Consider the following 21,788-nt stretch of genomic DNA (forward strand, 5'->3'; position numbering starts at 1 on the left):
TACCCCGACCGTACGGACGTCAATCGGGTGTACCAGTGGGCGTGGCGGGTAGCCGCCCGGCATGGAGCTGGTCCAGGAGTCGCCGTACCGGTTCCGGATCGACCGGGAGGCGCCGATGCGGGTGCCCGGGGTCGTCTTCGCCGTGCCGGAGCTGCTACCCGACGTCGACGCCGACCGGTCGCTGGACCAGGTGTCGAACGTGGCCACGCTGCCCGGCATCGTCGACGCCTCGTACGCCATGCCGGACGTGCACTGGGGTTACGGCTTCCCGATCGGTGGCGTCGCCGCCACCGACGTCGCCGCCGGTGGTGTGGTCTCGCCCGGTGGGGTGGGCTTCGACATCTCCTGCGGCGTACGGCTGCTCACCGCCGAACTGGACCGGGCGGAGCTTCCCCGGATCATCGAGGCGCTGATGGACGGTCTGGACCCGGCCATCCCGCGCGGCATGGGCCGGGGCGCGGTCTGGCAGCTCGCGGACCGCGCCGAGCTGGACGCGGTGCTGCGCGGCGGCTCCCGGTACGCGGTCGAGCGGGGGCACGGGGTACCCCGGGACCTGGCCCGCTGCGAGGACGGAGGCGCGGTGACCGACGCCGATCCGGCGCAGGTCAGTGAGCGGGCCGTGCAGCGGGGGCAGGGCCAGGTTGGCAGCCTCGGCTCGGGCAACCACTTCCTCGAGGTGCAGGCCGTCGAGGAGGTGTACGACGAGCCGGTCGCGGCGGCGTTCGGGCTGCGCCAGGGGCAGGTCTGCGTCATGATCCACTGTGGTTCCCGGGGGCTGGGCCACCAGATCTGCACCGACCACGTGCGAATCATGGAGGGGGCGATGCCCCGGCACGGCATCGAGGTGCCGGACCGGCAGTTGGCCTGCGCACCGGTGGATTCGCCGGAGGGCCGGGCCTATCTGGGCGCGATGGCCGCTGCGGCGAACTACGCGCGGGCCAACCGGCAGCTGCTCACCGAGGCGGCCCGCCGGGTCTTCACCCGGGTCGCCGGGACCGACCTGGACCTGCTCTACGACGTGTCGCACAACCTCGCCAAGATCGAGGATCACGACGGTGACGGTGGCACCCGGCGGCTGTGCGTGCACCGCAAGGGCGCCACCCGCGCGTTGCCGCCCGGCCACCCGGACCTCCCCGCCGACCTGCGTGACGCGGGGCAGCCGGTGCTGATCCCCGGCTCGATGGGCACCTCGTCGTACGTGCTCACCGGCGTCGCCGGCAATCCGGCCTTCGCGTCCACCTGTCACGGTGCCGGCCGTACCCGCAGCCGGGGCGAGGCCACCCGTGCCGCCCGGGGCCAGGACGTGCGGCGCGACCTGGCGGCGCGGGGCGTGGCGGTGCGCGGCGCGTCCCGGAAGGGGTTGGCCGAGGAGATGCCGGACGCGTACAAGGACGTGTCGGCGGTCGTGGAGGCGGCCCGGGGCGCCGGGCTGTGCCGGCTGGTCGCCCGGCTCACCCCGCTCGGCGTGGCCAAGGGCTGACCACGCCGGAGCGACCCGCCCGCCCGCGCCGGCCGACGCTCAGACGTCCAGGGTCACCGCGCACGACCAGCCGGTGGCGTCCGGGCCGATGCGCAGCGCGTGCAGCGACACCGCCTTCGGCACCGCGCCGACGAGCTCCACCGCGTCGGTGCTGGTCGACCGCCAGCGCGCCGTCAGGCCCCCGTCCCCGGTCGAGCGCACGTCGCAGTCCAGCGGCACGGTGCCCTCGGTGTCCAGCCGGAAGATCACCTCATCCAGCAGGCTGACCAGCAGGTCCTCGTCGTCGCCCGGTGGCAGCCCGAACTCGGTGTCCGCCTGCGGCCGGGCGCCGCTGGTGTCGGCGAACGTCTCGACCAGCGCCGCGACCGCCTCGGCCAGGCAGCCCTCCCGGTCCGGGGCCCACGCCTCGATCCGTACGTCGGCGGTGTGCGGCACGCTCCGGTGCCCCCGCTGCGTCGAGCGCTGCATGACACTGATCATGCCGGCCCACGGCCCCGCCCACTGCCGGATGCGCCTCGGCGCGCACGGAACCGCGACCCGCCACCCGGCGGCGTACCGTCACCGGATGCGGATCACCCGGTTCACCCACTCCTGCGTACGCGTCGAGCACGACGGCGGGGTGCTGGTCGTCGACCCGGGTACGTGGAGCGAGCCGCGTGCCCTGGCCGGTGCGGACGCGGTGCTGGTCACCCACGAGCACAGCGACCACGTGGACGTGCTGCGGCTGGCCGGCCTGGGCGTCCCGGTCTACGCCCCGGAGGGGGCCCGACTGCCCGACCTCGCCCCGCTGCCGGTGACCCGGGTGCACGCGGGTCAGCACTTCACCGCGGCCGGCATCACGGTCACCGCGCACGGCGGCCGGCACGCCGCCATCCACGAGGGCCAGCCCGACTGTTCCAACCTCGGCTACCTGATCGGCGACGGGCTCTACCACCCGGGCGACGCGCTGCACGTCCCCGACGAGCCGGTGCACACGGTCCTGGTGCCGGCGCAGGGGTCGTGGCTGCGCCTCGACGAGGCGATCCGGTTCGCCCGCGAGGTGGGCGCCGACCGGGCGTACCCGATCCACGACGCGCAGCTCAACGATCGCGGCCTGGCCAGCGTCGCCGGCTGGTTCGGCGAGACGATCCCCGGCTACCGCCACCTTGTCCCCGGCGACACCGCCTGACCCGCGCCGCCGGCGGCCGTCAGCTCGAACCGGGGAGCGGCGGCGGTGAGCACGGTGGCCCGCGTCGGTGCGGACCACCCGTCGGCCAGCTCCGCCACCAGCGTGGCGACCAGCCGGGTCACGTCCGCACCGGCGCCGGGGTGCAGCGCCTCGGCGACGATCAGCACGGACGAGGTGCCCTCCCGCACGGCCGACCAGCCGCTCTGCCGGTTGGTCCAGCGCCGGGCGTGCGCCCGGCCGGCGGCGTCGGCGAAGGTCACCTCGTCCGGCTCGGGGTGCTCGGTGTCGCCGGCGAAGCTCAGGTACTCCTCGTCGCCCCGGGCCGGCCGGACCACCAGGTCGCCGTCGACCCGGTCCAGGTCGAGCACCGCAACCGGGATCGCGTACGCGGCCGAGACGGCGTTGCAGAGGTCGACCAGGGGGTGCAGCCGGGGCAGGTCGCCGTCCAGCCGCAACCGGCGCAGCAGCGCCTCCGCCGCGCACCGGTACCGGGTGGGGCGCAACCCCATGGCCGCGTACGCCCGCCGCCATGCCTGGATTTCCGGGAACCCGCTCTCGGCGCCACCGGCCAACCGCGCACGGGCGACGGCGAGGTGGCCGGCGGTCCGCACCGCCACGTCGGCCGTGGCGGTGATCCCGGCGGCCTGGACCACGCCGGCGACCAGATCGGGGTACGCGGCGCGCAGCCGCGCGGAGTGCTCGAAGCGCACGGGACCTCCTATCGTTCGGTGAGGGCGAGCGTCACGCCGAGCGCGACGAACGTGCCGGCGACGGACCGGCGCAGCCACTCGGTGACCCGCGGCCGGGCCAGCACCCGCTCGCGGACCCGGGCCGCGAAGATCCCGTAGCCGCTGAACACCACGAAGGTGAGCAGCATGAACACGGCGCCGCAGGCGAGCATCGACCGGGTCGAGCCCGGGGCGGTGGTGTCCACGAACTGCGGCAGGAACGCGACGAAGAACAGCGTCGGCTTCGGGTTGAGCAGGTTGACCAGCACCCCGGAGACGATCACCCGGGTCGCCGAGCGGGGTGCCGCGGCCGTGGTCGCCGCGAAGGCACCTCGGTCCCGCGCGGTCGACCAGCCCAGGTGGAGCAGGTACGCGACGCCGAGGTACCGGACCACCTCGAACGCCGCCTCACTCGCCTGCAACAACGCGGCCAGCCCGGTCAACGCCGCCAGCAGGTGCGGCACCACCCCCAGCGTGCAGGCGAACGCGGCCAGCACGCCGGCCCGGGCGCCCCGGGACAGCCCGGCGGAGAGGGTGAAGAACACCCCGGTGCCCGGGGTGATCACCACGATCAGCGTGGTGATCAGGAACGCGATTGTCACGGTCGTCCTCCAATGGCCTTGGCGGTGCTGCCTGATCTCCACTCTGCTGCCAGGATGGTCCGGTGAGCAGGGCCAAACCGAGAGCACCCGAGAGGTCCATAACGGCGGGCTCGGACTTCCTGCACCTGACCATCACCGACGCTCCGTCCGGTGGGCGGGCCGACTGGCTGGTGGGCCGGCTGCGCCAGGCCATCGCCGACGGGCGGGTGCCGGTCGGTGGGCGGCTGCCGGCCACCCGGGTGCTCGCCGCCGACCTCGGCGTCTCCCGGGGCGTGGTCACCGAGGCGTACCAGCGGCTGACCGAGGAGGGGCACGTCACCGGTCGGGGCCGCGCCGGCACCGTGGTCGTCGCCGCCCCGGCCGCGCCGGCCACGTCGGCGCCCGCCCCGGCCGCCGCGCCCGCGCCGGACGCGCTCTTCCCTCCCGCTCCGGGCAGCGACATCTTCGACGCGGTACGCGCGGCGAGCGCGACGATCGACCTGACGCCCGGCGTACCCGATCTGGCCGCCTTCCCGCGCGCGGACTGGCTGCGCGCCGAACGGACCGTGCTGCGCCACCTCGCCGCGGCCGACCTGGGCTACGGCGACCCGTGCGGCGCGCCCGCGCTGCGACGGGCCGTCGCCGCCTGGTTGGCCCGCAGCCGGGGCGTCGCCGTCGACCCCGTCGAGGTGATCATCGTGGCGGGCGTGTCCCAGGCGCTCGGGCTGCTCGCCCAGGCGCTCGGCCCGGCCGGCATCGACCGGATCGCGGTCGAGGACCCCGGGTCGTTGGGCGTACGGCAGCACCTGAACAACTGGGGGGTCCACACCCCGCCGGTTACCGTGGACGGCGCCGGCCTGCGCGTCGACGAGCTGGCGGCCAGCGGAGCGCCCGCGGTGATGCTCACCCCCGCGCACCAGTTCCCGACCGGCGTGGTGCTCGACGGCGACCGCCGCCGCCAGCTGCTCGACTGGGCCCGGGCCGGTGGTCTGATCATCGAGGACGACTACGACGCCGAGCACCGCTACGACCGACCCCCGGTGCCGGCGCTGCGCGGCCTGCTGCCCGAGCAGGTCTGCTACGCCGGCAGCGTGTCCAAACTGCTCGCCCCGGCGCTGCGGGTCGGTTGGCTGCTCGTGCCGCAGCGCCACCGGGAGGCGGTGGTGGCCGCCAAGCGCAACGCCGACCTGGGCAACGCGGTGCTGCCGCAACTGGTGCTCGCGGAGCTGATGACCTCCGGCGCGCTGGAGCGACAGCTGCGGCTGCTGCGCCGCCGACACATCCGTCGCCGCGACGCGATGATCGCCGCGCTGACCCGGCACCTGCCCGGCGCGAGGGTGCACGGCGCGGCGGCCGGACTGCACCTGACGGTCACCCTCGACACCGAGCTGGCCGACACCGAGCTGGCCGCGGCGACGTTGGCCCGCGGGGTCAAGGTGCAACCGCTGTCCTGGCACTGCCAGCGACCGCACCGGCCAGGTCTGGTGCTCGGCTACGCCGCGAACACCGCGTCGGACATCGACGAGGGCGTCGCGACGATCGCCAGCGCGCTCCGCCAGCCCCGCCGCGCAACGCCATGATCACGTGAACCGATCAGGTGATCTCGATATCCGCGGGGTACACACCGTCGCCGCCGGAGGTGTCGGTTGCGCTCATACCGTGTGTGGTCTGCGTCACGATAGCGTCGGCGCACGCCGACGCCCCCGCCGGCGCCCGCAAGGAGAGCGTCCATGACGACACCGCTGAAAGCCGCCACCGCCCTCGCCGCCGTCCTCCTGCTCATCCTGACCACCGCGGCACCCGCCCAGGCCGCCAACCCGTCCACCAAGCCCCCGGTCTCCGGGTCGCTGGGCACCTACAACGTCTCCGGCGTCTACGTCGCGGGCGTCTCCTCCGGTGGTTACCTGGCCACCCAACTGCACGTCGCCTACTCGTCGCGGATCCGCGGCGCGGCCGTCTTCGCCGCCGGGCCGTACTACTGCGCCCAGAACAACGTCGCCCAGGCGCTCTACGGCTGCGGCGACAACCTGTACCCGACGAACGTGGCCGCCCTCCAGACCTACACCCGGACCTGGGCCTCCTACGGCTGGGTCGACCCGGTCGGCAACCTGTCCGGCTACCCCGTGTACGTCTTCCACGGCGGCAACGACACCACGGTCAAGAAGTCCGTCACCGACGACCTGGTCCGCTACTACCAGCACTTCGGAGCCAGCGTGCAGTACGACAGCGGCTCCTCGGCCGGCCACGGCTGGGTCACCCCGTACGGGACGCAGGGCTGCACGGCGACCGCGTCGCCGTTCCTCAACGACTGCGGCACCGACCCGCAGAACGCCCTGCTGCGCAAACTGCTCGGTGGCGTGAACGCGCCGAACACCGGCGCGCTCGGCGGCACGCTCATCCGCTTCAGCCAGAACACCTTCGCGGTCAACGGCTGGGCCAACGGGTTGAGCATGGACGCCAACGGCTTCGCCTACGTCCCGTCGTCCTGCGCGGCCGGGCAGTCGTGCCGGCTGCTGGTGGCCCTGCACGGCTGCCTTCAGGGGTACGGCTCCGTGGGCACTGCCTTCGTCGACCGGGCCAACCTGAACCAGTACGCCGACACCAACAACCTGATCGTCCTCTACCCGCAGGCGAGCACCGCCGGCAGCAATCCGAACGGCTGCTGGGACTGGTGGGGCTACCTCGGGGCGACCAACTACCCGATCAAGGGCGGCGCCCAGGTGGAGACCGTCATGAACATGGTCCGCCGGTTGGACGGCTGAGCGCACCGGGCTGACCGGGCGGATCCGCCCGGTCAGCCCAGGAGCAGGCGGACCAGGACCAGCACGGCGAGCAGCGCCGGCCCGCGTGCGCCCTGGCGCAGCAGGTCCACCGGGATCATGCCGAACGGGGTGTTCACCGTGGCCCCGCCGTAGTCGATCGCCGGTCGGGTGGCGGCCCGCCAGGCGGCGGCCACCACCCCGAGCGCGAGCGCCGGCGCGAGCCAGGGCGGCCCACCGTCGACGGTCGGCAGGGTCAGCAGCCACCACAGGCCGGCGCCGACCGCCGGCACGACCACGTGGATCCCGCGCAGCGCCGCGTCACTGCCGCCGAGCGCCCGGCGCAAGCCGGGCGACCGGCTGATCGACCGCAGACCGCCGGTCAACCGGTCGGCGGCGAGGTAGCCGAACACCACCTGCGCGGCGCCGGCCAGCCCGGGCAGGGCGAGCGCGGCAGCGTACTGGACCCCGATCAGCGCCGCCCAGATCAGCAGGGCGCTGGGGTGACGGCCCAGCCGGCGCACGTCGGCCTGGAGCAGCGCCCACCAGCCCGGGCCGGGCAGGAACCGGTGGCTGCGCACCCGGCCGATCCGGCGCCAGCGGCGGCTCTCCACCAGGCCGGCGAGCAGGCTCGGGTCGAGCAGGATCGTCGCCGTGGCGGCGGCGTTGGCGAACTGCGCGCCGGTGGTCAGGGTGGCCCGGTCCACGCGGGGCAGCGCGCGGACCGCGAGGACGGCGGCGGCGACCGCGAGCGGCACCCCGACGGCGACCAGCGCGGCCGTCGGTGTCGCGGCCGGCCGGGGCAGCCCGTCGCCGAGGCGACCGCCGAGCACCACCAGCCCGGTGATCACGGCGGCCCCCACCACCGGCACCACCCCGGCCAGGGTCGGCCAGCGCCGGCCCGGTCGGCCGCCCTGTGCGACGACGCTGAGCGCCAGCGCGGCCGTCCCCCAGCCCGCGCCGGCCGCGGCCGCCCAGCCCAGGGCGGTCGGGTCGGTGACGCCGCCGAGCGCCGCCACGGCCACCCCGAGCAGCGCGGTGCCGGCAGCCGCGGCCGTCAGCAGGATGCCGAGGCGCGGCGCCAACCAGGCCCGCCGGTCGATGGGCGCGCTGGTCACCCAGCTCTGCGTCGCCGGGGTGACCAGCAGCGGGCCGAGGGCGCGCAGGCCGCGCCAGGCGAGCCCCGCGCCGCCCAGCAGCGCGGCGACCGCCAGCCACCAGCGCACGCCCGGGTCGGCCCGCCCCACCGTGGGGGAGTTGAGCATGTCGCGGCTGGCGCTGATCGCGAACCAGCCGTACATGCCCACGAAGAGGACCATGACGTACGCGTCGCCCAGCACGTCGCCCAGGGAGTGGTCGTGATGCCGGCGGCGGGCCCGGCGCAGGTGGGTGCGTACCTGCCGGGCGGTGGGCACGCCGGTCGGCGCGTCGGCGACGGTTGCCGGCGGGGCGGTCACCGGCCGATCTCGATGCGCTCGTCGACCACCGCGTCGATCAGCTCCGGGTCGTGGGAGGCCAGCAGGACGGCCGTGCCCGCGTCCCGCTCCCGGCGCAGCCGGTCGGCCAGCCACTGCCGGCCGCGTACGTCCAGCCGCTGCTCCGGCTCGTCCAGGATCAGCACCCGGCGCGGGCGGACGAAGCAGGACGCCAGCGCCAACCGGCGGCGCTGCCCGCTGGACAGGGTCACCGGCAGCTGGTCGCGGGCCGGTTCCAGGCCCAGCTCGGCGAGGACCTCCTCGACCGGCTCGGCGTCGCCGCCGTGCGCGTACGCGACCAGCTCCAGGTGCTCGACCACGGACAGGTCGGGGAAGAAGTCGATGTCGTCCAGGGCGGCGGCCACCAGCGCCCGCACCTGCGGATCGGTCTCGTCGGCCCGGCGGCCCTGCACCAGCACCTCGCCCGCGTCCGGTCGGTCGGCACCGACCACGCAGCGCAGCAGGGTGGTCTTGCCGCTGCCGTTGGGGCCGAGCACCACCGCGATCCGGCCCGCCTGGAGCGTGAAGCTCACGTCGTCGAGCACGACCAGGTTGCCGAAGTTGCGGCTAAGTCCCCGCACCGAGAGCGCATCCACGGTCACACACTCTCCCAGACCCCTTCAACCGGCCACCACCAGCGACCGACATCACGCGGGCACCGGTCAGCTGCGGCCGCCCGCCGCCGGCTCGGTGTCGTCCTCCAGCCGGCCGTCCGCGGCGGCCTGCCCGTCCGCGTCGCCGACCTCCTCGGCCACCGCCGCCGCGTCCGCCCAGTGCCGCCGTGCCTCGGCCCGGTCGCCGAGGGCCGCGGCGGCCTCACCCAGGTACAGCAGGGTGCGCGCCAGCCCCGGGGTGGGACGGCTCTCCTCCCGCAGCCGCCGGCCCTCGGCCAGCAGCTCGTACGCCGCCCGCGCCTGCCCCGGCGTGGCGGTCAGCAGCGTCGCCCCGGCGTTGAGCAGCGCCGCCGCGCGGCTGGTCGGGTCGTTGACCGACTCGTACTCGCGCAGCGCGGCCCGCCATGCCTGCGCGGCATCCAGGTGCTCGCCGAGGGCGGCGTGCACCAGCACCAGGTTGGTCAGCGCCGCCGCGTAGCCGCGGGCGTCACCCACCGACCGGAACGTGTTCGCCGCCCGCACCAGGTGGTGGTGGGCGATCTCCAGCTCGCCCCGGGCCAGCTGCGCGGCCCCGAGACCCAGATCGGTGAGGGCGTGCCCGGCCCGGTCCGCCCCAGAGCGGTGCCGGCGGGACAGCTCCAGGTGCTCCACCGCGTCGTCGAGCTGGCCCAGGTCGAGCAGGGCCAGGCCCAGGTTCATCCGGGCCTGGGCGGTGCCCCGCCGGCCCCGCTCGGCCACCGCGAGGGTGAGCGCGGCGGCGGCGCCCTGCGGATCGTGCCGGCGTCGGCGCAGCACGCCCAGCTCGTTGTGCGCCCAGCCGGCGATCTCCGGTCGGTCGTCGGCGGTCGGGGTGGCCAGCACGGTGCGGCAGACCTGCTCCCACTCGTCGAGGCGCTCGACGTGCGCCAGCCACCCGCACAGCGCCACGGCCAGCCGGAACCACCACCGGCGCACCCGGCGGGGCAGCGTCTCGGCTGCGCCGGCCGGCACCCGGACCACCGCCAGCAGCAGCTCCTGGTGCAGGTCGAACCAGCCGTACGGGTCGTCGTCCAGCGGCAGTGACCACTCCCGGTCGGGTGGGGACCCGAGCACGGCCAGGTTGGCCGCGTGCCGCTCCGCCCGGCGGGCCAGGTGCCGGGTCAGCCGGGCCTGCGCGGCGACCCGGGCCCGGGCCGGATCGGCGTCGCGCAGGTGCAGCCGGGCGTTGCCGGCGAGCAGCGGGCGGATCTCGTACCGGTCGCCGGGCGCCCCCACCACGAACGCGGCGGCGGCCAGCTCGTCGAGCAGCGCGGTCACCCGTTCCGGGTGCCGGCCGGCCAGCGCGGCGATGGCCGGCCGGTCCACCGGAGCCGGAGCCAGCGACATCAGCCGGTACAGCCGGCGGGCCTCGCGGGTCAACGCCCGGTACGCGGTGTCCCGCTCGGTGACCAGCCGGGCCGCCGGCGAGACGGTGACCCGCTGGTGCGGCGGTGTCTGCACCGCGCGGCGCAGCGCGTCCAGCACGTCGGAGTGCCGCCAGCCGTGCTGCGCCGTGCGGTAGCCGAGCGCCCGGACGGTACGCGGCTGTCGCCCGCACAGCTCGATGATCTCGCCGACCGCCGGGTCGGTACGCGGGTCGGCCCGGCGGGTCCGCGCGGCCGGTGCGGCACCGCCGGCAGCGGCGAACAGCTCGACCGCCTCGGCCGGGCCCGGCTCGGCGATCCAGTGCGCGACCACGCCCTCCAGCCCACTGAGCGCCGGGCCGCCGGCGAGCAGCAGCCGGCAGGTCCGCGCGGTGGGCGGCAGCAGCGGCCGGACCTGGTCGGGTCGGTCGACGTTGTCCAGCACCAGCAGGATCTTGCGGCCGTCGAGCTGGCCCCGCAGGGCGTCGGCGGCGACCGCGAGGGCGTCCGGCCGACCCGAGATCGGCGGCGCGGTGCCGAGCACCCCGGCCAGCGCGGTGAGCACCTGGCGGGCGGACCGGGGCCGACCGCCGCGACGCAGGTCGAGGTAGTACTGCCCGTCCGGGAAGTCCTCCCGGCACAGGTTCGCCGCCTGCACCGCGCAGGCGGAGGTGCCCACCGCCCGCCGGCCCAGCACGGCCACCGCGTGCTCCCGGGTGAGCAGGGCTAGCACCGCCTCGACGTGCTCGTCGCGACCGGTGAAACCGGCCGGATACGGCAGCGTCGGCGCGCCGGTGGCCGGTACGGCGACGACCTCGGTCGGCTCCGGGCTCACGTCCCGACCGGCGCGGTGCCGGCGCATCTGGAACACCACGAAACCGACCGCGCCGCTGACCACCAGCGCGATGCTGGCCGGCCCGAGCACACTGGCCGCCAGCTCGGAGAGCATGTTGCTGGCCAGGTTGCCGAGCACCCCGCTGATCAGCGTGCCGACCGCGATCAGCACCGGCCAGCGCGGGCCCCGGCCGGTGCCGGTGGGGCCGGTCACCGGACGCCACCGGAGACCAGCCCGGCGACGAGCTGCCGCCGGGCGAGCACCACCAGCACCACCGGCAGCACCGAGGCGAGCACCGAGCTGGCGGCCAGCACCCCGCTGTTGGCCACGAAGCCACGGGACTGCCCGGCCAGGAACAGCCCCAGCGGTGTGGCCTCCGGGCCGCTGAACAGCAGGCCCACCACCAGGTCGTTCCAGACCTGGACGAACTCCAGCACGCCGACCGCGACCACCGCGGGCAGGTTGTGCCGGGCCAGCCTGCGCAGCGTGTCCCACCAGCGCCGCCCGCCCAGCCGGGCGCCGCGCACCTGATCGGCGGGCAGGTCGGCGAAGGCGTTGCGCAGCACCAGCACCGCGAACGGCACGCCCAGCGCCACGTGCACCAGGGCCAGGCCGCGGGTCGTGCCGGAGGAGAGCACCAGGCCCAGCACCTCGTTGACCGGCCCGGCGATGACCTGGACCGGCACGACGCTGGCGGCCAGCAGCAGCAGCCCGGTGGCCTGCGCGGCCGGCCCGGTCAACCAGGCCAGCGGGTACGCGGCCAGCAGCGCGACCACCAGCACCGTGGCGGTCACCACGGTGGCCAGCAGCAGCGTGAACCCCAGCGTCCGCCACAGCTCGGCGGCGGTGACCAGATCCCGGTAGGAGTCGAGCCCCGGTGGCGCCGACCACCAGCCGCGCGCCGCGGCGTCCACCTGCCCGTGCAGGGAGGTGGCGACCAGCACGACCAGCGGCACCAGCCAGGCCACCGCGGCGCCCGCCGCGAGCAGCCGGAACACCCGCCGGGGCGGCGCCACCCGGTCCGGGTCCGGCGGTGTCTCGGCCCGCGGTGGCGGCCACGCCTGCCGGACGAACAGCGCCGCCACCAGGATCCCGCCGACGACCGCCACCAGCCACACCACACCCAGCGCGGCGCCCTCGCCGGTGGTCGTGGCACCCGAGGTCTGCCAGACCCGCAGCGCGAGCACGGCGGCCTCGTCGCGCACCGAGCCGGGGGTCATCACCAGGATCAGGTCGAAGGTGCGACTGGTGCCGACCGCGACCAGCGCGAAGACCACCGCCACGGTACGCCGCAGCAGTGGTCGCCACTGCGCGTCCCACAGCACGTGCCGGCGACCGCCGCCGTAGGCACGGACCGCGTCGGCCAGGCTCGGCGGCACCGCGTCCAGCGCGGCCCGGAAGACCAGCACGGCCAGCCCGACCCAGGCCCACACGAACGCCGACATCAGCGCCACGGTGACCAGGCCCGGCCCGAGCAGTTGCGGGGCGGCCTCGGCGGACCGGCCGGTCAGCCGCGCCGCGACCAGCGTGGCCAGGCCCCGGCTCGGGTCGGGGTCGTACATCAGCCGGAAGGTCACGCCGGTGACGACCAGCGGCAACGCCACCGGCACCAGCAGGATCAGGCGGACCAGCCCACCCTCCTGCGAGCGGCGCGACGCGGCGGCGAGCAGGTAGCCCAGCGCCGTCACCACCGCCGGCACCAGCACCGCCCAGAGGACCGTGCGACCGACCACCGCGCCGGTGTCCGGTGCGTCGAGCGCGGTGCGGAAGTGCTTCCCTCCGACCCAGTGACCGTCGGTGAAGACGCTGGCGTGCACGGTCCGCAGCACCGGCCACAGCACCAGCCCGCCGAGCAGCAGGACCGCCGGCAGCAGCAGTGCGGAGGTCGCTCCGGCCGCCGGGTACGCCCGGCCGCGCCGGGGCGGCCCCACGTCGTCGAGCACCGCCAGCTCGCCGAGCACCCGGACCTGGCTCATCGGCCGCCGCCCGCGCTGCTGGCCGCCGCCGCGAGCCGCCCGGTGGCCCGGCGGATCGCCTCGGCGGCGGGTACGCCGTCGGTGACGTCGGCGAAGAAGTCCTGCATGATCCGCCAGATGCCTACGCCGTCGGAGCCGGTGAACGGGCCGGGCAGCTGGTCGGACAGGTCGAAGCGCAGGGTGCCGGGGGCCCGCATCTCGCCGGCGAGCTTGTGTCGCACGGGGTCGGTGTACCTGTCCAGGCTGATCGAGGTGTTCGGCGACAGGTAGCCGCCGGCGTCCAACCAGGGCTGGAACGAGTCGGCCCTGGTGAGCCACTCGACCAGCTCCACCCCGCCCCGGGCGTCGGCGAACGCCACCGCCGCGTCTCCGCCGACGATCAGCGGGCCAACGGCGCCCGGCCGCGCGCTCGGAAACCGGAAGGTCGCCGGCATTTCCTTGCCGGGTCGGAACCTGCCGACCACCTCGTCGGTGAAGTCGGCCTCGAAGACCATCACCGCCCGTCGGGTGCGCACCACCTGGATCACCGACTCCTCGTACTGGGTGAGCAGTGCACGGCGGCCGCCACCGACGAACGCGCCGTCGATGCTCCACAGCTCGGCGAGCCGGTCCAGGGCGTCGCGCACCGGTCGGCCCTGCCAGTCGCGGTGCGGCCGGGCGAGCGCGTCGTAGGCGTCGGGCGTCAGGTCGGCCAGCACGTTCTCGAACCAGTCGGTGAGCACCCAGCCGTCGGCCGCGCCGATCGCCAGCGGCGCCGGGCCGGACCCGCGCCGGGCGAGCGCGCCGAGGTCGCGGGTGCGGGTGACCAGCTCGTCCCAGCTGCGCGGCGGATCGGGCAGCACCGACGGCAGGTGCCAGATCAGTGACTTGTGCGCCGCCTTCACCCAGACGCCGTAGCGCTGCCCGCGGGTCATCAGCAGTTCGCTCAGCCCGGTGGGCACCGCGTACTCGGTCGTCGGACGCACCGGGCTCAGCCAGCCCCGCAGGGCGTACTCGGTGACCAGGCCGGGGCGCGGCAGGATCGCCACGTCGGGGCTCGTGCCGGCGAGGTGCCGGGCGCGCAGGAACGCGTCGATGTCGTTGCCGGCGCTGACCACGTGCACCGGGCTGGGGTAGCGGGCGACGACCCGCCGGAACCGGTCCAGCTCGCTGCCGCTCCAGACCACCGCCACCTGCACCGACCGGTTGCCGCCGGCGCACCCGGCGGCGGTCGCGGCGGCACCGGCCGCGGCGGCGCGCAGCAGGGTACGCCGGGTCGCGCGACCGCCGGCCGTCACCGGAGCGTCTCCTCGGGCTCGGTGACCAGGTCGTGCCGGCGCGGGATCTCGGCCAGGGTGGCCGGATCGGCGGTGCAGACCAGCACGGCCACCCCCGGTGCGTCCGGTGGGGACAGTCGGGGCAGCAGGTCGCCGAGGCGGCTGCCGCCGGCCGGGTCGACGGGCAGGTCGACGACGAGGACCTCGGGCAGGCAGACCGCCGCCCGGGCCAGCGCCACCCGGAACCGCTGGGCGTCGGAGAGCAGGTGCGGCAGCAGGGTCAGCGTGGGCGCCAGCTCGAGCCGGTCCACCACGGTGGCCGTCCAGTCGTCGGCGACCTCGTGCACCCGTTCGCGTTTGCGCTGGCCGTAATCGATGTTGCGGCGCACGGTGAGCTGCGGCAGCAGTGCCCCGCCGGCGGGCACGTAGCCGATCTGCCGGCGTGGCGGCGGCAGGGCGGTGACGTCCCGGTCGCCGACGATGACCCGCCCGGTGACCGGGGCGGCGAGCCCGGCCAGCACCCGGGCCACGGCCGTGCCGACCCGCGGCGGCGCCACCAGGGCGGCCGTCGTGCCGGCGGGGACGTCGAGGGTCACCGGCCCAGTGCCGGGGACGGCGACCAGTGCGCGTAGCCGTAACGTGACCCTCACCTCCGGTGACCGCTGGTGACCGTCCCCAGGGTGGCACATCGCGCCGACAGTCGATGCCCCGTGGCCCTCCACTGTGGAAATGTGGCCGACTATCGGGACGGTTGGGCGGTGGGGGCGTAGAGGGCGGCCAGTCCGGCCGCCGTGGCAGCGAGCCGCTCGCGCAGCGCGACCGGGGTCAGCACCTCCACGTCGGCCCCGAGGCGCAGCAGGTCACCGTGGGCGTGGGTGAGCGACTCGATCGGCAGCGTCGCGGTCACCCAGCCCCGCGCGTCCGGCGGCCCGGCGCTGGCGTCCACCGCGGCCACCACCGGGTCGCTGCCGATCTCCCGCAGCCGCTCCCGGCCGGCCGGGGAGAGCCGTACCGTCGCCTCGTCGCGGTGCAGCCGGGCCCGGAACTGCACCACGTGCGCCCGCCACCAGGCCGGCAGGTCGAAGTCGGCCGGCCGGTTGAACTCCTCGGCGAGGGGGGTGAGCGCGCGGATCTGGTTGACCCGGTAGGTCGCCGGGGCGCCCCGGCCGGGCCGGTCGGCGACCACGTACCACCGGCCGCCCTTGAGGACCAGCCCGTACGGCTCCAGCACCCGGGTTACCTCGCCGTCCCAGCTGCGGTAGCGCACCTCGATGCGGTGCTGCCGCCAGACCGCCTCGGCGGTGCGGGCCAGCTCGGGGGAGGCGTCGCCGTCGGCGTACCAGCCGGGCGTGTCCAGGTGGAAGCGTTGCTGGAGCTGGCTGGCGCGGTCGCGCAGCGGGGCGGGCAGCGCGGCGTGCAGCTTGAGTTGCAGGGCGGCCACCACGTCGCCGTAGCCCAGCTCGTCGGCCGGCCCGGGCAGCCCGGCCAGGAAGAGCCGGTCGGCCTCCTCGGCGGTCAGCCCGGTCAGCGGGGTGCGCCAGCCGTCGACGAGCTGGTAGCCGCCGGCGTGCCCGGCCTCCCCGTACAGCGGGATGCCGGCGGCGTGCAGCGACTCCACGTCCCGGTAGATCGTCCGCGGTGAGACGGCCAACCGCTCGGCGAGCTGCGTGGCGGTGAGCCGGCCGTGTGACTGGAGCAGCAGCAGGAGGGAGAGAAGTCGACTGGCTCGCACTTCACTGACACTAGCTGTCAGGGGAGTCGTTCTACCGTCCCGGCATGGCTTTTCGCGACAAGGATCTACGAACGCCGGGCCCGGTCCTGGTGGACGGTCGGCAGTTCAAGCGCTACCACATCGACCAGCCGGAACGGCCGATCGAGCCGGAGGTGGAGAAGGCCGCGTACGACCTGCTGCCCGCTCTGCTGGCCGACGTCGTCGACGACGGCACCCCGGCCGCCGGGTGGGTGGTGCTGCACCGGGGAGCGGACACCGGCGCCTACCTGCTGGCGTACACCTGGGTGTGGGACAACGTGCTGGAGGTCCGCATCGCGGCCGCCGGGCAGCCCGCGCTGGACTGCCCGGACGACGACCCGGCACACTTCGTCGAGCTGCGCCGGCCCGGAGTGGGCTGCGTGTGGGAGTTGGCGGTGCTGGAGCACGAGCGGGCCGCCTGGGTCCGGCACATGCTGGCGCCGGAGAGTCCCGACCTGACCGGATATCTGCACGACACGCGAGCGGAAGGGCCGGTGGGCCGCTGATGGGCGACTTCGACTTCTTTGTGGGCACCTGGAACGTGGTCAACCGCCGGCTGCGCGAGCGGCTGGTCGGCTCCGACGAGTGGGAGGAGTTTCCGGGGATGTCGGTCGCGCACGGCTTCTTCGGCGGCGGCGGCCACTTCGACGAGATCACCTTCCCGACCAAGGGCTTCTCCGGCGCCACGATCCGGCTCTTCGACCCGGTGACCGAGCAGTGGTCGATCTACTGGATGAACAGCGGTCGGGGCGAGTTGGAGCAGCCGCCGATGGTGGGCCGCTTCGTCGACGGTGTCGGCCGCCTCTACGCCGACGACCAGCACGAGGGGCGTCCGGTGCGGTGCCGGTTCGTCTGGTCGGAGATCACCGCGACCACCGCCCGCTGGGAGCAGGCGTTCTCCGTCGACGGCGAGCGCACCTGGGAGACCAACTGGATCATGACGTTCACCAAGGCTGCGGAGTAGCTCAGGTCGACGGCGGGGGAGTCGTGTCGCGGTAGATGCCGGCCAGCCAGAGGTCGAGCAGCACGTCCACCACGTCCCGCTCGTCGACCGCCGGGCCGTCCCCGGCGAAGGTGGCGTACCAGACGCGCTCGTTCATCGAGTTGAGCGCGATGGCGAGGTCCCGGGCGGGCAACCCGTCCGGGGCCGCGCCGCGTCGCCGTTCCGCCTCGATGGCCGCCTCGATCGCCTGCACCCAGCGCTCCAGCACCGCCGCCCAGAGCCGGCGTACCTCGGCGTTGGTGCCGCGCACCTGCGCGCACGCGAGCACCAGTGCGCGATGCGCCCCGAACGTCTCGTGGAACCGCTGGATCAGCTCGCGCCACCGGGCCCGCGGGTCCTCGGCGAGTCGGACCAGCACGTCCCCGGCGGCGGCGTCGACCTCCTCGGTGACCCGGTCCAGCAGGGTCAGCAGCACCGCGTCCTTGGACGGGAAGTAGAAGTAGAACGTCGGCCGGGAGATGCCCGCCCCGCGGGCCAGGTCGTCGATCGAGATGTCGCCGAACGCCCGCTGCTCCAGCAGCCGCTCGGCCGTCGCCAGGATCGCCGTCTCCCGGTCGTCACCGGCGGAACGGGCGGCGCGGCGACCGCGCGGGCTCGCCCTCCCGGCGCCGGTACGGGCGGTCGTCATGACCGGTGATGCTACCCGAACTCGACACCCTGTCGATGGCACTCGACAGGGTGTTGACTGACGTCGACGACGGTGGATAGTGTCCGTCCACTGCCTCGGATGGAGGAACGCCATGACCTCCGACCACGTCGACGTGCTCATCGTCGGTGCCGGCCTGTCCGGCATCGGCGCCGCCTGCCACCTGCGCCGCGACTGCCCCGACAAGACGTACGCGGTGCTCGAGGCACGCGACGCCATCGGCGGCACCTGGGACCTGTTCCGCTACCCGGGCGTCCGGTCCGACTCGGACATGTTCACCCTCGGCTACTCCTTCAAGCCGTGGACCGACCCGAAGGCCATCGCCGACGGCCCGGCCATCCGGGAGTACGTCCGGGAGACCGCCCGGGAGTACGACGTGCAGCGGCACATCCGCTTCTCCCACCGGGTGCTGCGCGCCGAGTGGGACAGCGGCACCGCCCGGTGGACGGTGCACGCCCAGCGCACCGACACCGCCGAGACCACCACGCTGACCTGCTCGTTCCTCTTCGCCTGCGCCGGCTACTACCGCTACGACGAGGGCTACACCCCACCGCTGCCTGGCGTCGAGGCGTACGCCGGGCGGCTCGTGCACCCGCAACACTGGCCGGACGACCTCGACCACACCGGCAAGCGGGTGGTGGTCGTCGGCAGCGGCGCCACGGCGGTCACCCTCGTGCCGGCGATGGCCGAGCGGGCCGCCCACGTGACCATGATCCAGCGCTCACCCACGTACGTCATGGCGCTGCCCTCGCGCGACGTCCTCGCCGACGCGCTGCGGCGCTGGCTGCCCGCGAAGGCCGCGTATCCCGTGGTGCGCTGGAAGAACGTGCTGCTGTCCACCCTCAACTTCCAGCTCAGCCGGCGCGCGCCCGGGCTGGTGAAGCGGCTGCTGCGCCGGGCCGCGACCGGCCGTCTGCCGGTCGGGTACGACGTCGACCGGCACTTCTCGCCCCGCTACGACCCCTGGGACCAGCGGCTCTGCGTGGTGCCCGACGGCGACCTGTTCACCGCCCTGCACCAGGGCAGGGTGTCCGTGGTCACCGACACCATCGACACGTTCACCACGCACGGCGTGCGGCTGGCCTCCGGCGAGGAGGTGCCCGCCGACATCGTCGTCACCGCGACCGGGCTCAACCTGCTCGCCCTCGGCGGCATGACGATCAGCGTGGACGGCGCCGAGGTCGACCTGGCCGGCACCGTGGCCTACAAGGGCATGATGCTCTCCGGTGTGCCGAACTTCGCGCTGACCATCGGCTACACCAACGCCTCGTGGACGCTCAAGGCTGACCTGGTCGCCCGCTACGTGTGCCGGCTGCTGCGCCACCTGGACCGCACCGGCCAGCAGGTCGTCACCCCGCTCCCGCCGCCCGACGACGAGCGGGTGCCCCTCATCGACCTGCGCTCCGGGTACGTGCTGCGCAGCCTCGACGCGCTGCCGAAGCAGGGCGCCCGGGCGCCGTGGCGGCTGTACCAGAACTACGCCCGCGACGTGCTGCTGATGCGGCACGGCCGGCTCACCGACCAGGGTGTGCGGTTCTCCCGCGCCGGCGGCGAGCCCGCGCCGGGCCCGCCGACCGCCCCGGGGGAGCCCACCGCGTCGGCCGCGCCGCCGACCGGTGCCCCGGTCGGCTGAGTGTCGCGTCCGGACGCATCCCGACCCACCCCGGCCGGTCGCCGGGGCCCACCAGGAGAGGAGCACCGATCGTGCAGAGGTTCGACTTCGCCGGGGCGACGGCCGTGGTCACGGGCGCGGCCAGCGGCATCGGTGCCGCGCTGGCGCACGCGCTGGCCCGGCGGGGCAGCAACCTGGTCCTGCTGGACCGCGACGCCGGGCGGCTGGACGCCGTCACCGCCGCCATCCGCGCCGACCACCCGGGCCGCGAGCTGCACACCTACCTGGTGGACCTCGCCGACGCGGCGGCCACCGCGCGGGTGGCCGTCGAGATCGGTCAGCGGCACCCGCGGATCCGGCTGCTGGTGAACAACGCCGGTGTGGGCCTCGGGGGCCGGTTCGACCAGGTGACCTTCGACGAGTTCAGCTGGGTGATCGACATCAACTTCCGGGCCGTGGCGCAGCTGACCCACGCGCTGCTGCCCGCCCTCAAGGCGGAGCCGGGAGCGCACCTGGTCAACGTCTCCAGCCTGTTCGGGCTGATCGCGCCCGCCGGGCAGGCCGCCTACTCGGCGAGCAAGTTCGCGGTGCGCGGCCTCACCGAGGCGCTGCGCCACGAGCTGGTCGACGACGGCATCGGGGTGACCTCGGTGCACCCCGGCGGGATCCGCACCCGGATCACCGAGAACGCCCGGGTCGGCAGCGGCGTCTCGCTGGAGGAGTACGCGGCCGGCCGGGCGCAGTTCGAGAAGCTGCTCACCATCGCGCCGGAACGGGCCGCCGAGGTGATCCTGCGCGGCGTCGAGCGACGCCGGGGCCGGGTGCTGATCGGCTGGTCGGCGAGACTGCCCGACCTGCTGGCCCGGGTCATGCCGGCCTCGTACAACCGGCTGCTGGTCACCGGCCTCAACCGGGGCGTGGTCCGCCCCGCGCCGGCCGCCGACGCGACACCCGCCGCCACGGCGCCGCCCGCCGCGACCAGCTGAGACACCGACCCGGCGGGGTCAGGGCGGGCTGCTGCCCCGCTTCTCCTCCTGGGCCAGCACCGCCTCGCGGTGCTCCGGCTCGTCCCGGCGGGCCAGCTCGGCGGCGAGCCGCGGGTCGGCCACCAGCCGCGCCCGGTTGCGGTGCAGGAAGGTCTCGAAACCCCCGGTGTACGGGCAGGCCAGGTCGCCGAGCGCCCGCTCGGGTACGTAGCGGCAGCCCGCGCAGTAGTCGCTGATCTCATCGATGTCGGTGCCGTCCACGGCGTACGGGCGGGTGTCCACCCGGGCCAGATCGGCGTACTGGCTCATGCCGATCACCGTCGCGTTCATCACCCAGTCGGCGCCGTCCACGAAGCAGCGCTGGAACCAGTCCACCACCTCGACCGGGCGCCAACCGCGTTGCAGCGCGTAGTTGCCCAGCACCAGCAGCCGCGGGGCGTGGTGCGTCCACGCCCCGTCCCGGACGGTGGCGAGCACGTCGGCCAGGCAGCGGGCCTCCACCGCGTCGGCGTCCAACTCGGCGAACCAGTCCGGCACCGGCTCGGTCGCGGCCAGCCAGTCCGCTCCCCGGAATCGAGGTTCGAAGTACCAGTACAGCTGCCAGAGGAACTCCCGCCAACCGAGCAACCCCCGGATGAACGGCTCCACGGCCGTGCGCGGAGCCGTGCCGGCCCGCCATGCCCGCTCCGCGGCGCGGACGGCCGACTCCGGGTCGAGCAACCCGAGGTTGAACGAGGACGAGAGCACGGAGTGCGCGAACAGTGGATCGTCGGCGCTCATCACGTCGGCGTACCGGCCGTACTCGGGCAGCCGATGGGTCAGGAAATGCTCCAGCCGGGCCTGCGCCTCAGCGTGGGTGGCCGGGAACCGCCGGGGGCTGTCCCGACCGACGAACCGCACCCCGTCGGCCGCCCACCGGTCCAGTTCGCGGCGCACCTCGGCGTCGATGTCGTCCTCGACGATCGGCGGCGGTGGTGGCGGTGCCGCTGGCGTGGCCCGGCCATCGGTGCGGGGTCGCCGCGTCGGCCCGGCGCCGCCGGCCGGGCCGGTCAGCACGTCGTGCCGGCGGCGGGCGTGCCGGTAGAAGTCGGTCATCCGCAGCGGGCCGCGCCGGCTGCGGTCGGCCCAGCCGGCGAAGTCGGCCTGGCTGGTGATGAAGCCGCGCGGGGGCAGCACCGTCAACCCCGGCACCGACCGGGCGAACCGCAGTGCCGCCCGGGAGTGCGGATGGCACACCTCCAACGGCTCCGCGACCTGCGCCAGCGCCTCGCGGAACGTGTCGGCGCGCAGCAGCAGCGCCCGGTCGCCCAACTCCGCGGCCCGGTGCCGCAGCGCGGAGAGGATCAGGTGCGCCTTCTGTCGGTGTGTCGGCCGACGACGGAACAACTCCCGGATCTCCACCAGCAGCACCGGCTGGTCAGGGTCGTCGAGGAAGTGTGGCCCGAGCTGGTCGGCCAGCAACCATCGGCGGCGTAGCATGGCCCAATTCTGCCGACTTCCGGGCCGTCGCGCCCAACGGCGGGCCGGGCGGCCACGT

20 protein-coding genes are annotated in these 21,788 nt (G+C 75.0%); 8 read left to right on the top strand and 12 right to left on the bottom strand.

The window, feature by feature from the left end:
• Positions 1 to 61 precede the first annotated feature (61 nt).
• On the top strand, positions 62 to 1,480 hold the full coding sequence (locus tag AB0K07_RS29105) for an RtcB family protein (protein ID WP_363760250.1): 1,419 nt from the start codon (positions 62 to 64) through the stop codon (positions 1,478 to 1,480).
• Positions 1,481 to 1,519: 39 nt separating this feature from the next.
• Here AB0K07_RS29105 and AB0K07_RS29110 read toward each other — a convergent pair whose 3' ends face one another.
• Complete coding sequence (locus AB0K07_RS29110; protein WP_363760253.1) at positions 1,520 to 1,948, bottom strand: archease; 429 nt, start codon at positions 1,946 to 1,948, stop codon at positions 1,520 to 1,522.
• 97 nt (positions 1,949 to 2,045) lie between these two features.
• Between AB0K07_RS29110 and AB0K07_RS29115 the strand changes: the two genes are divergently transcribed.
• Positions 2,046 to 2,648 carry an MBL fold metallo-hydrolase gene (locus AB0K07_RS29115; protein WP_363760256.1) on the top strand — a complete coding sequence of 201 codons (603 nt, stop codon included), beginning with the start codon at positions 2,046 to 2,048 and terminating at the stop codon, positions 2,646 to 2,648.
• Here the strand turns inward: AB0K07_RS29115 and AB0K07_RS29120 are convergent.
• Both AB0K07_RS29120 and AB0K07_RS29125 read right to left on the bottom strand, forming a co-directional pair.
• Complete coding sequence (locus AB0K07_RS29120) at positions 2,615 to 3,358, bottom strand: phenylalanine--tRNA ligase beta subunit-related protein (RefSeq protein WP_363760259.1); 744 nt, start codon at positions 3,356 to 3,358, stop codon at positions 2,615 to 2,617. The two genes, AB0K07_RS29115 and AB0K07_RS29120, sit on opposite strands and share 34 nt — an antisense overlap.
• 8 nt (positions 3,359 to 3,366) lie before the next feature.
• A complete protein-coding gene (locus AB0K07_RS29125; protein WP_363760262.1) occupies positions 3,367 to 3,978 on the bottom strand; it encodes a LysE family translocator in 612 nt (203 codons plus the stop codon).
• Between the two features lie 62 nt (positions 3,979 to 4,040).
• Here AB0K07_RS29125 and AB0K07_RS29130 point away from each other — a divergent pair, with 62 nt between their 5' ends.
• Both AB0K07_RS29130 and AB0K07_RS29135 read left to right on the top strand, forming a co-directional pair.
• A complete protein-coding gene (locus tag AB0K07_RS29130) occupies positions 4,041 to 5,537 on the top strand; it encodes a PLP-dependent aminotransferase family protein (protein ID WP_363760265.1) in 1,497 nt (498 codons plus the stop codon).
• 150 nt (positions 5,538 to 5,687) lie between these two features.
• Positions 5,688 to 6,719: a PHB depolymerase family esterase gene (locus AB0K07_RS29135; protein WP_363760268.1), complete on the top strand. Its 1,032-nt coding sequence runs from the start codon at positions 5,688 to 5,690 to the stop codon at positions 6,717 to 6,719.
• Between the two features lie 32 nt (positions 6,720 to 6,751).
• On the opposite strand, the gene AB0K07_RS29140 is transcribed toward AB0K07_RS29135, so the two are convergent.
• The 7 genes from AB0K07_RS29140 to AB0K07_RS29170 all read right to left on the bottom strand — a co-directional run bounded on the left by AB0K07_RS29140 (position 6,752) and on the right by AB0K07_RS29170 (position 15,986).
• The gene (locus tag AB0K07_RS29140) at positions 6,752 to 8,173 is read right to left on the bottom strand and encodes a DUF6297 family protein (protein WP_363760271.1); all 1,422 of its coding nucleotides are present in this window, start codon (positions 8,171 to 8,173) and stop codon (positions 6,752 to 6,754) included.
• Complete coding sequence (locus AB0K07_RS29145) at positions 8,170 to 8,793, bottom strand: ABC transporter ATP-binding protein (protein WP_363760274.1); 624 nt, start codon at positions 8,791 to 8,793, stop codon at positions 8,170 to 8,172. The genes AB0K07_RS29140 and AB0K07_RS29145 overlap by 4 nt, the downstream gene beginning before the upstream one ends.
• A gap of 60 nt (positions 8,794 to 8,853) precedes the next feature.
• Positions 8,854 to 11,235, bottom strand: coding sequence for a tetratricopeptide repeat protein (locus tag AB0K07_RS29150; protein WP_363760277.1), 2,382 nt, complete (start codon positions 11,233 to 11,235; stop codon positions 8,854 to 8,856).
• Positions 11,232 to 12,998: a hypothetical protein gene (locus tag AB0K07_RS29155; RefSeq protein ID WP_363760280.1), complete on the bottom strand. Its 1,767-nt coding sequence runs from the start codon at positions 12,996 to 12,998 to the stop codon at positions 11,232 to 11,234. The genes AB0K07_RS29150 and AB0K07_RS29155 overlap by 4 nt, the downstream gene beginning before the upstream one ends.
• Positions 12,995 to 14,275: an extracellular solute-binding protein gene (locus tag AB0K07_RS29160; protein WP_363760283.1), complete on the bottom strand. Its 1,281-nt coding sequence runs from the start codon at positions 14,273 to 14,275 to the stop codon at positions 12,995 to 12,997. Before AB0K07_RS29160 ends, AB0K07_RS29155 begins: the two co-directional genes overlap by 4 nt.
• A complete protein-coding gene (locus tag AB0K07_RS29165) occupies positions 14,272 to 14,850 on the bottom strand; it encodes an ATP-binding cassette domain-containing protein (RefSeq protein ID WP_363760286.1) in 579 nt (192 codons plus the stop codon). The genes AB0K07_RS29160 and AB0K07_RS29165 overlap by 4 nt, the downstream gene beginning before the upstream one ends.
• 143 nt (positions 14,851 to 14,993) lie before the next feature.
• On the bottom strand, positions 14,994 to 15,986 hold the full coding sequence (locus AB0K07_RS29170; RefSeq protein WP_363760289.1) for a WYL domain-containing protein: 993 nt from the start codon (positions 15,984 to 15,986) through the stop codon (positions 14,994 to 14,996).
• 44 nt (positions 15,987 to 16,030) lie between these two features.
• Here AB0K07_RS29170 and AB0K07_RS29175 point away from each other — a divergent pair, with 44 nt between their 5' ends.
• The gene (locus AB0K07_RS29175) at positions 16,031 to 16,510 is read left to right on the top strand and encodes a hypothetical protein (protein ID WP_363760292.1); all 480 of its coding nucleotides are present in this window, start codon (positions 16,031 to 16,033) and stop codon (positions 16,508 to 16,510) included.
• Positions 16,510 to 16,968, top strand: a complete 459-nt coding sequence (locus AB0K07_RS29180) for a hypothetical protein (RefSeq protein ID WP_363760295.1) — start codon at positions 16,510 to 16,512, stop codon at positions 16,966 to 16,968. Before AB0K07_RS29175 ends, AB0K07_RS29180 begins: the two co-directional genes overlap by 1 nt.
• Position 16,969: 1 nt before the next feature.
• Here the strand turns inward: AB0K07_RS29180 and AB0K07_RS29185 are convergent, their stop codons facing one another.
• The gene (locus AB0K07_RS29185) at positions 16,970 to 17,635 is read right to left on the bottom strand and encodes a TetR/AcrR family transcriptional regulator (protein WP_363760298.1); all 666 of its coding nucleotides are present in this window, start codon (positions 17,633 to 17,635) and stop codon (positions 16,970 to 16,972) included.
• A gap of 112 nt (positions 17,636 to 17,747) precedes the next feature.
• On the opposite strand from AB0K07_RS29185, the gene AB0K07_RS29190 reads away from it, so the two are divergent.
• Positions 17,748 to 19,286 carry an NAD(P)/FAD-dependent oxidoreductase gene (locus tag AB0K07_RS29190; protein ID WP_363760301.1) on the top strand — a complete coding sequence of 513 codons (1,539 nt, stop codon included), beginning with the start codon at positions 17,748 to 17,750 and terminating at the stop codon, positions 19,284 to 19,286.
• 71 nt (positions 19,287 to 19,357) lie between these two features.
• The gene (locus AB0K07_RS29195) at positions 19,358 to 20,251 is read left to right on the top strand and encodes an SDR family oxidoreductase (RefSeq protein WP_363760304.1); all 894 of its coding nucleotides are present in this window, start codon (positions 19,358 to 19,360) and stop codon (positions 20,249 to 20,251) included.
• An 18-nt stretch (positions 20,252 to 20,269) separates the two neighbouring features.
• On the opposite strand, the gene AB0K07_RS29200 is transcribed toward AB0K07_RS29195, so the two are convergent.
• On the bottom strand, positions 20,270 to 21,730 hold the full coding sequence (locus AB0K07_RS29200) for a cryptochrome/photolyase family protein (protein WP_363760307.1): 1,461 nt from the start codon (positions 21,728 to 21,730) through the stop codon (positions 20,270 to 20,272).
• Positions 21,731 to 21,788 lie beyond the last annotated feature (58 nt).

This window comes from Micromonospora sp. NPDC049301 (genome assembly GCF_040678715.1).
Taxonomy (GTDB): Bacteria; Actinomycetota; Actinomycetes; order Mycobacteriales; family Micromonosporaceae; genus Micromonospora.

Bases quoted from the DNA above. Each gene is read 5' to 3' on its own strand.
- AB0K07_RS29105 (WP_363760250.1), top strand. From the start codon at position 62: ATGGAGCTGGTCCAGGAGTCGCCGTACCGGTTCCGGATCGACCGGGAG.
- AB0K07_RS29110 (WP_363760253.1), bottom strand. From the start codon at position 1,948: ATGCAGCGCTCGACGCAGCGGGGGCACCGGAGCGTGCCGCACACCGCC.
- AB0K07_RS29115 (WP_363760256.1), top strand. From the start codon at position 2,046: ATGCGGATCACCCGGTTCACCCACTCCTGCGTACGCGTCGAGCACGAC.
- AB0K07_RS29135 (WP_363760268.1), top strand. From the start codon at position 5,688: ATGACGACACCGCTGAAAGCCGCCACCGCCCTCGCCGCCGTCCTCCTG.
- AB0K07_RS29155 (WP_363760280.1), bottom strand. From the start codon at position 12,998: ATGAGCCAGGTCCGGGTGCTCGGCGAGCTGGCGGTGCTCGACGACGTG.
- AB0K07_RS29175 (WP_363760292.1), top strand. From the start codon at position 16,031: ATGGCTTTTCGCGACAAGGATCTACGAACGCCGGGCCCGGTCCTGGTG.
- AB0K07_RS29180 (WP_363760295.1), top strand. From the start codon at position 16,510: ATGGGCGACTTCGACTTCTTTGTGGGCACCTGGAACGTGGTCAACCGC.
- AB0K07_RS29185 (WP_363760298.1), bottom strand. From the start codon at position 17,635: ATGACGACCGCCCGTACCGGCGCCGGGAGGGCGAGCCCGCGCGGTCGC.
- AB0K07_RS29190 (WP_363760301.1), top strand. From the start codon at position 17,748: ATGACCTCCGACCACGTCGACGTGCTCATCGTCGGTGCCGGCCTGTCC.
- AB0K07_RS29200 (WP_363760307.1), bottom strand. From the start codon at position 21,730: ATGCTACGCCGCCGATGGTTGCTGGCCGACCAGCTCGGGCCACACTTC.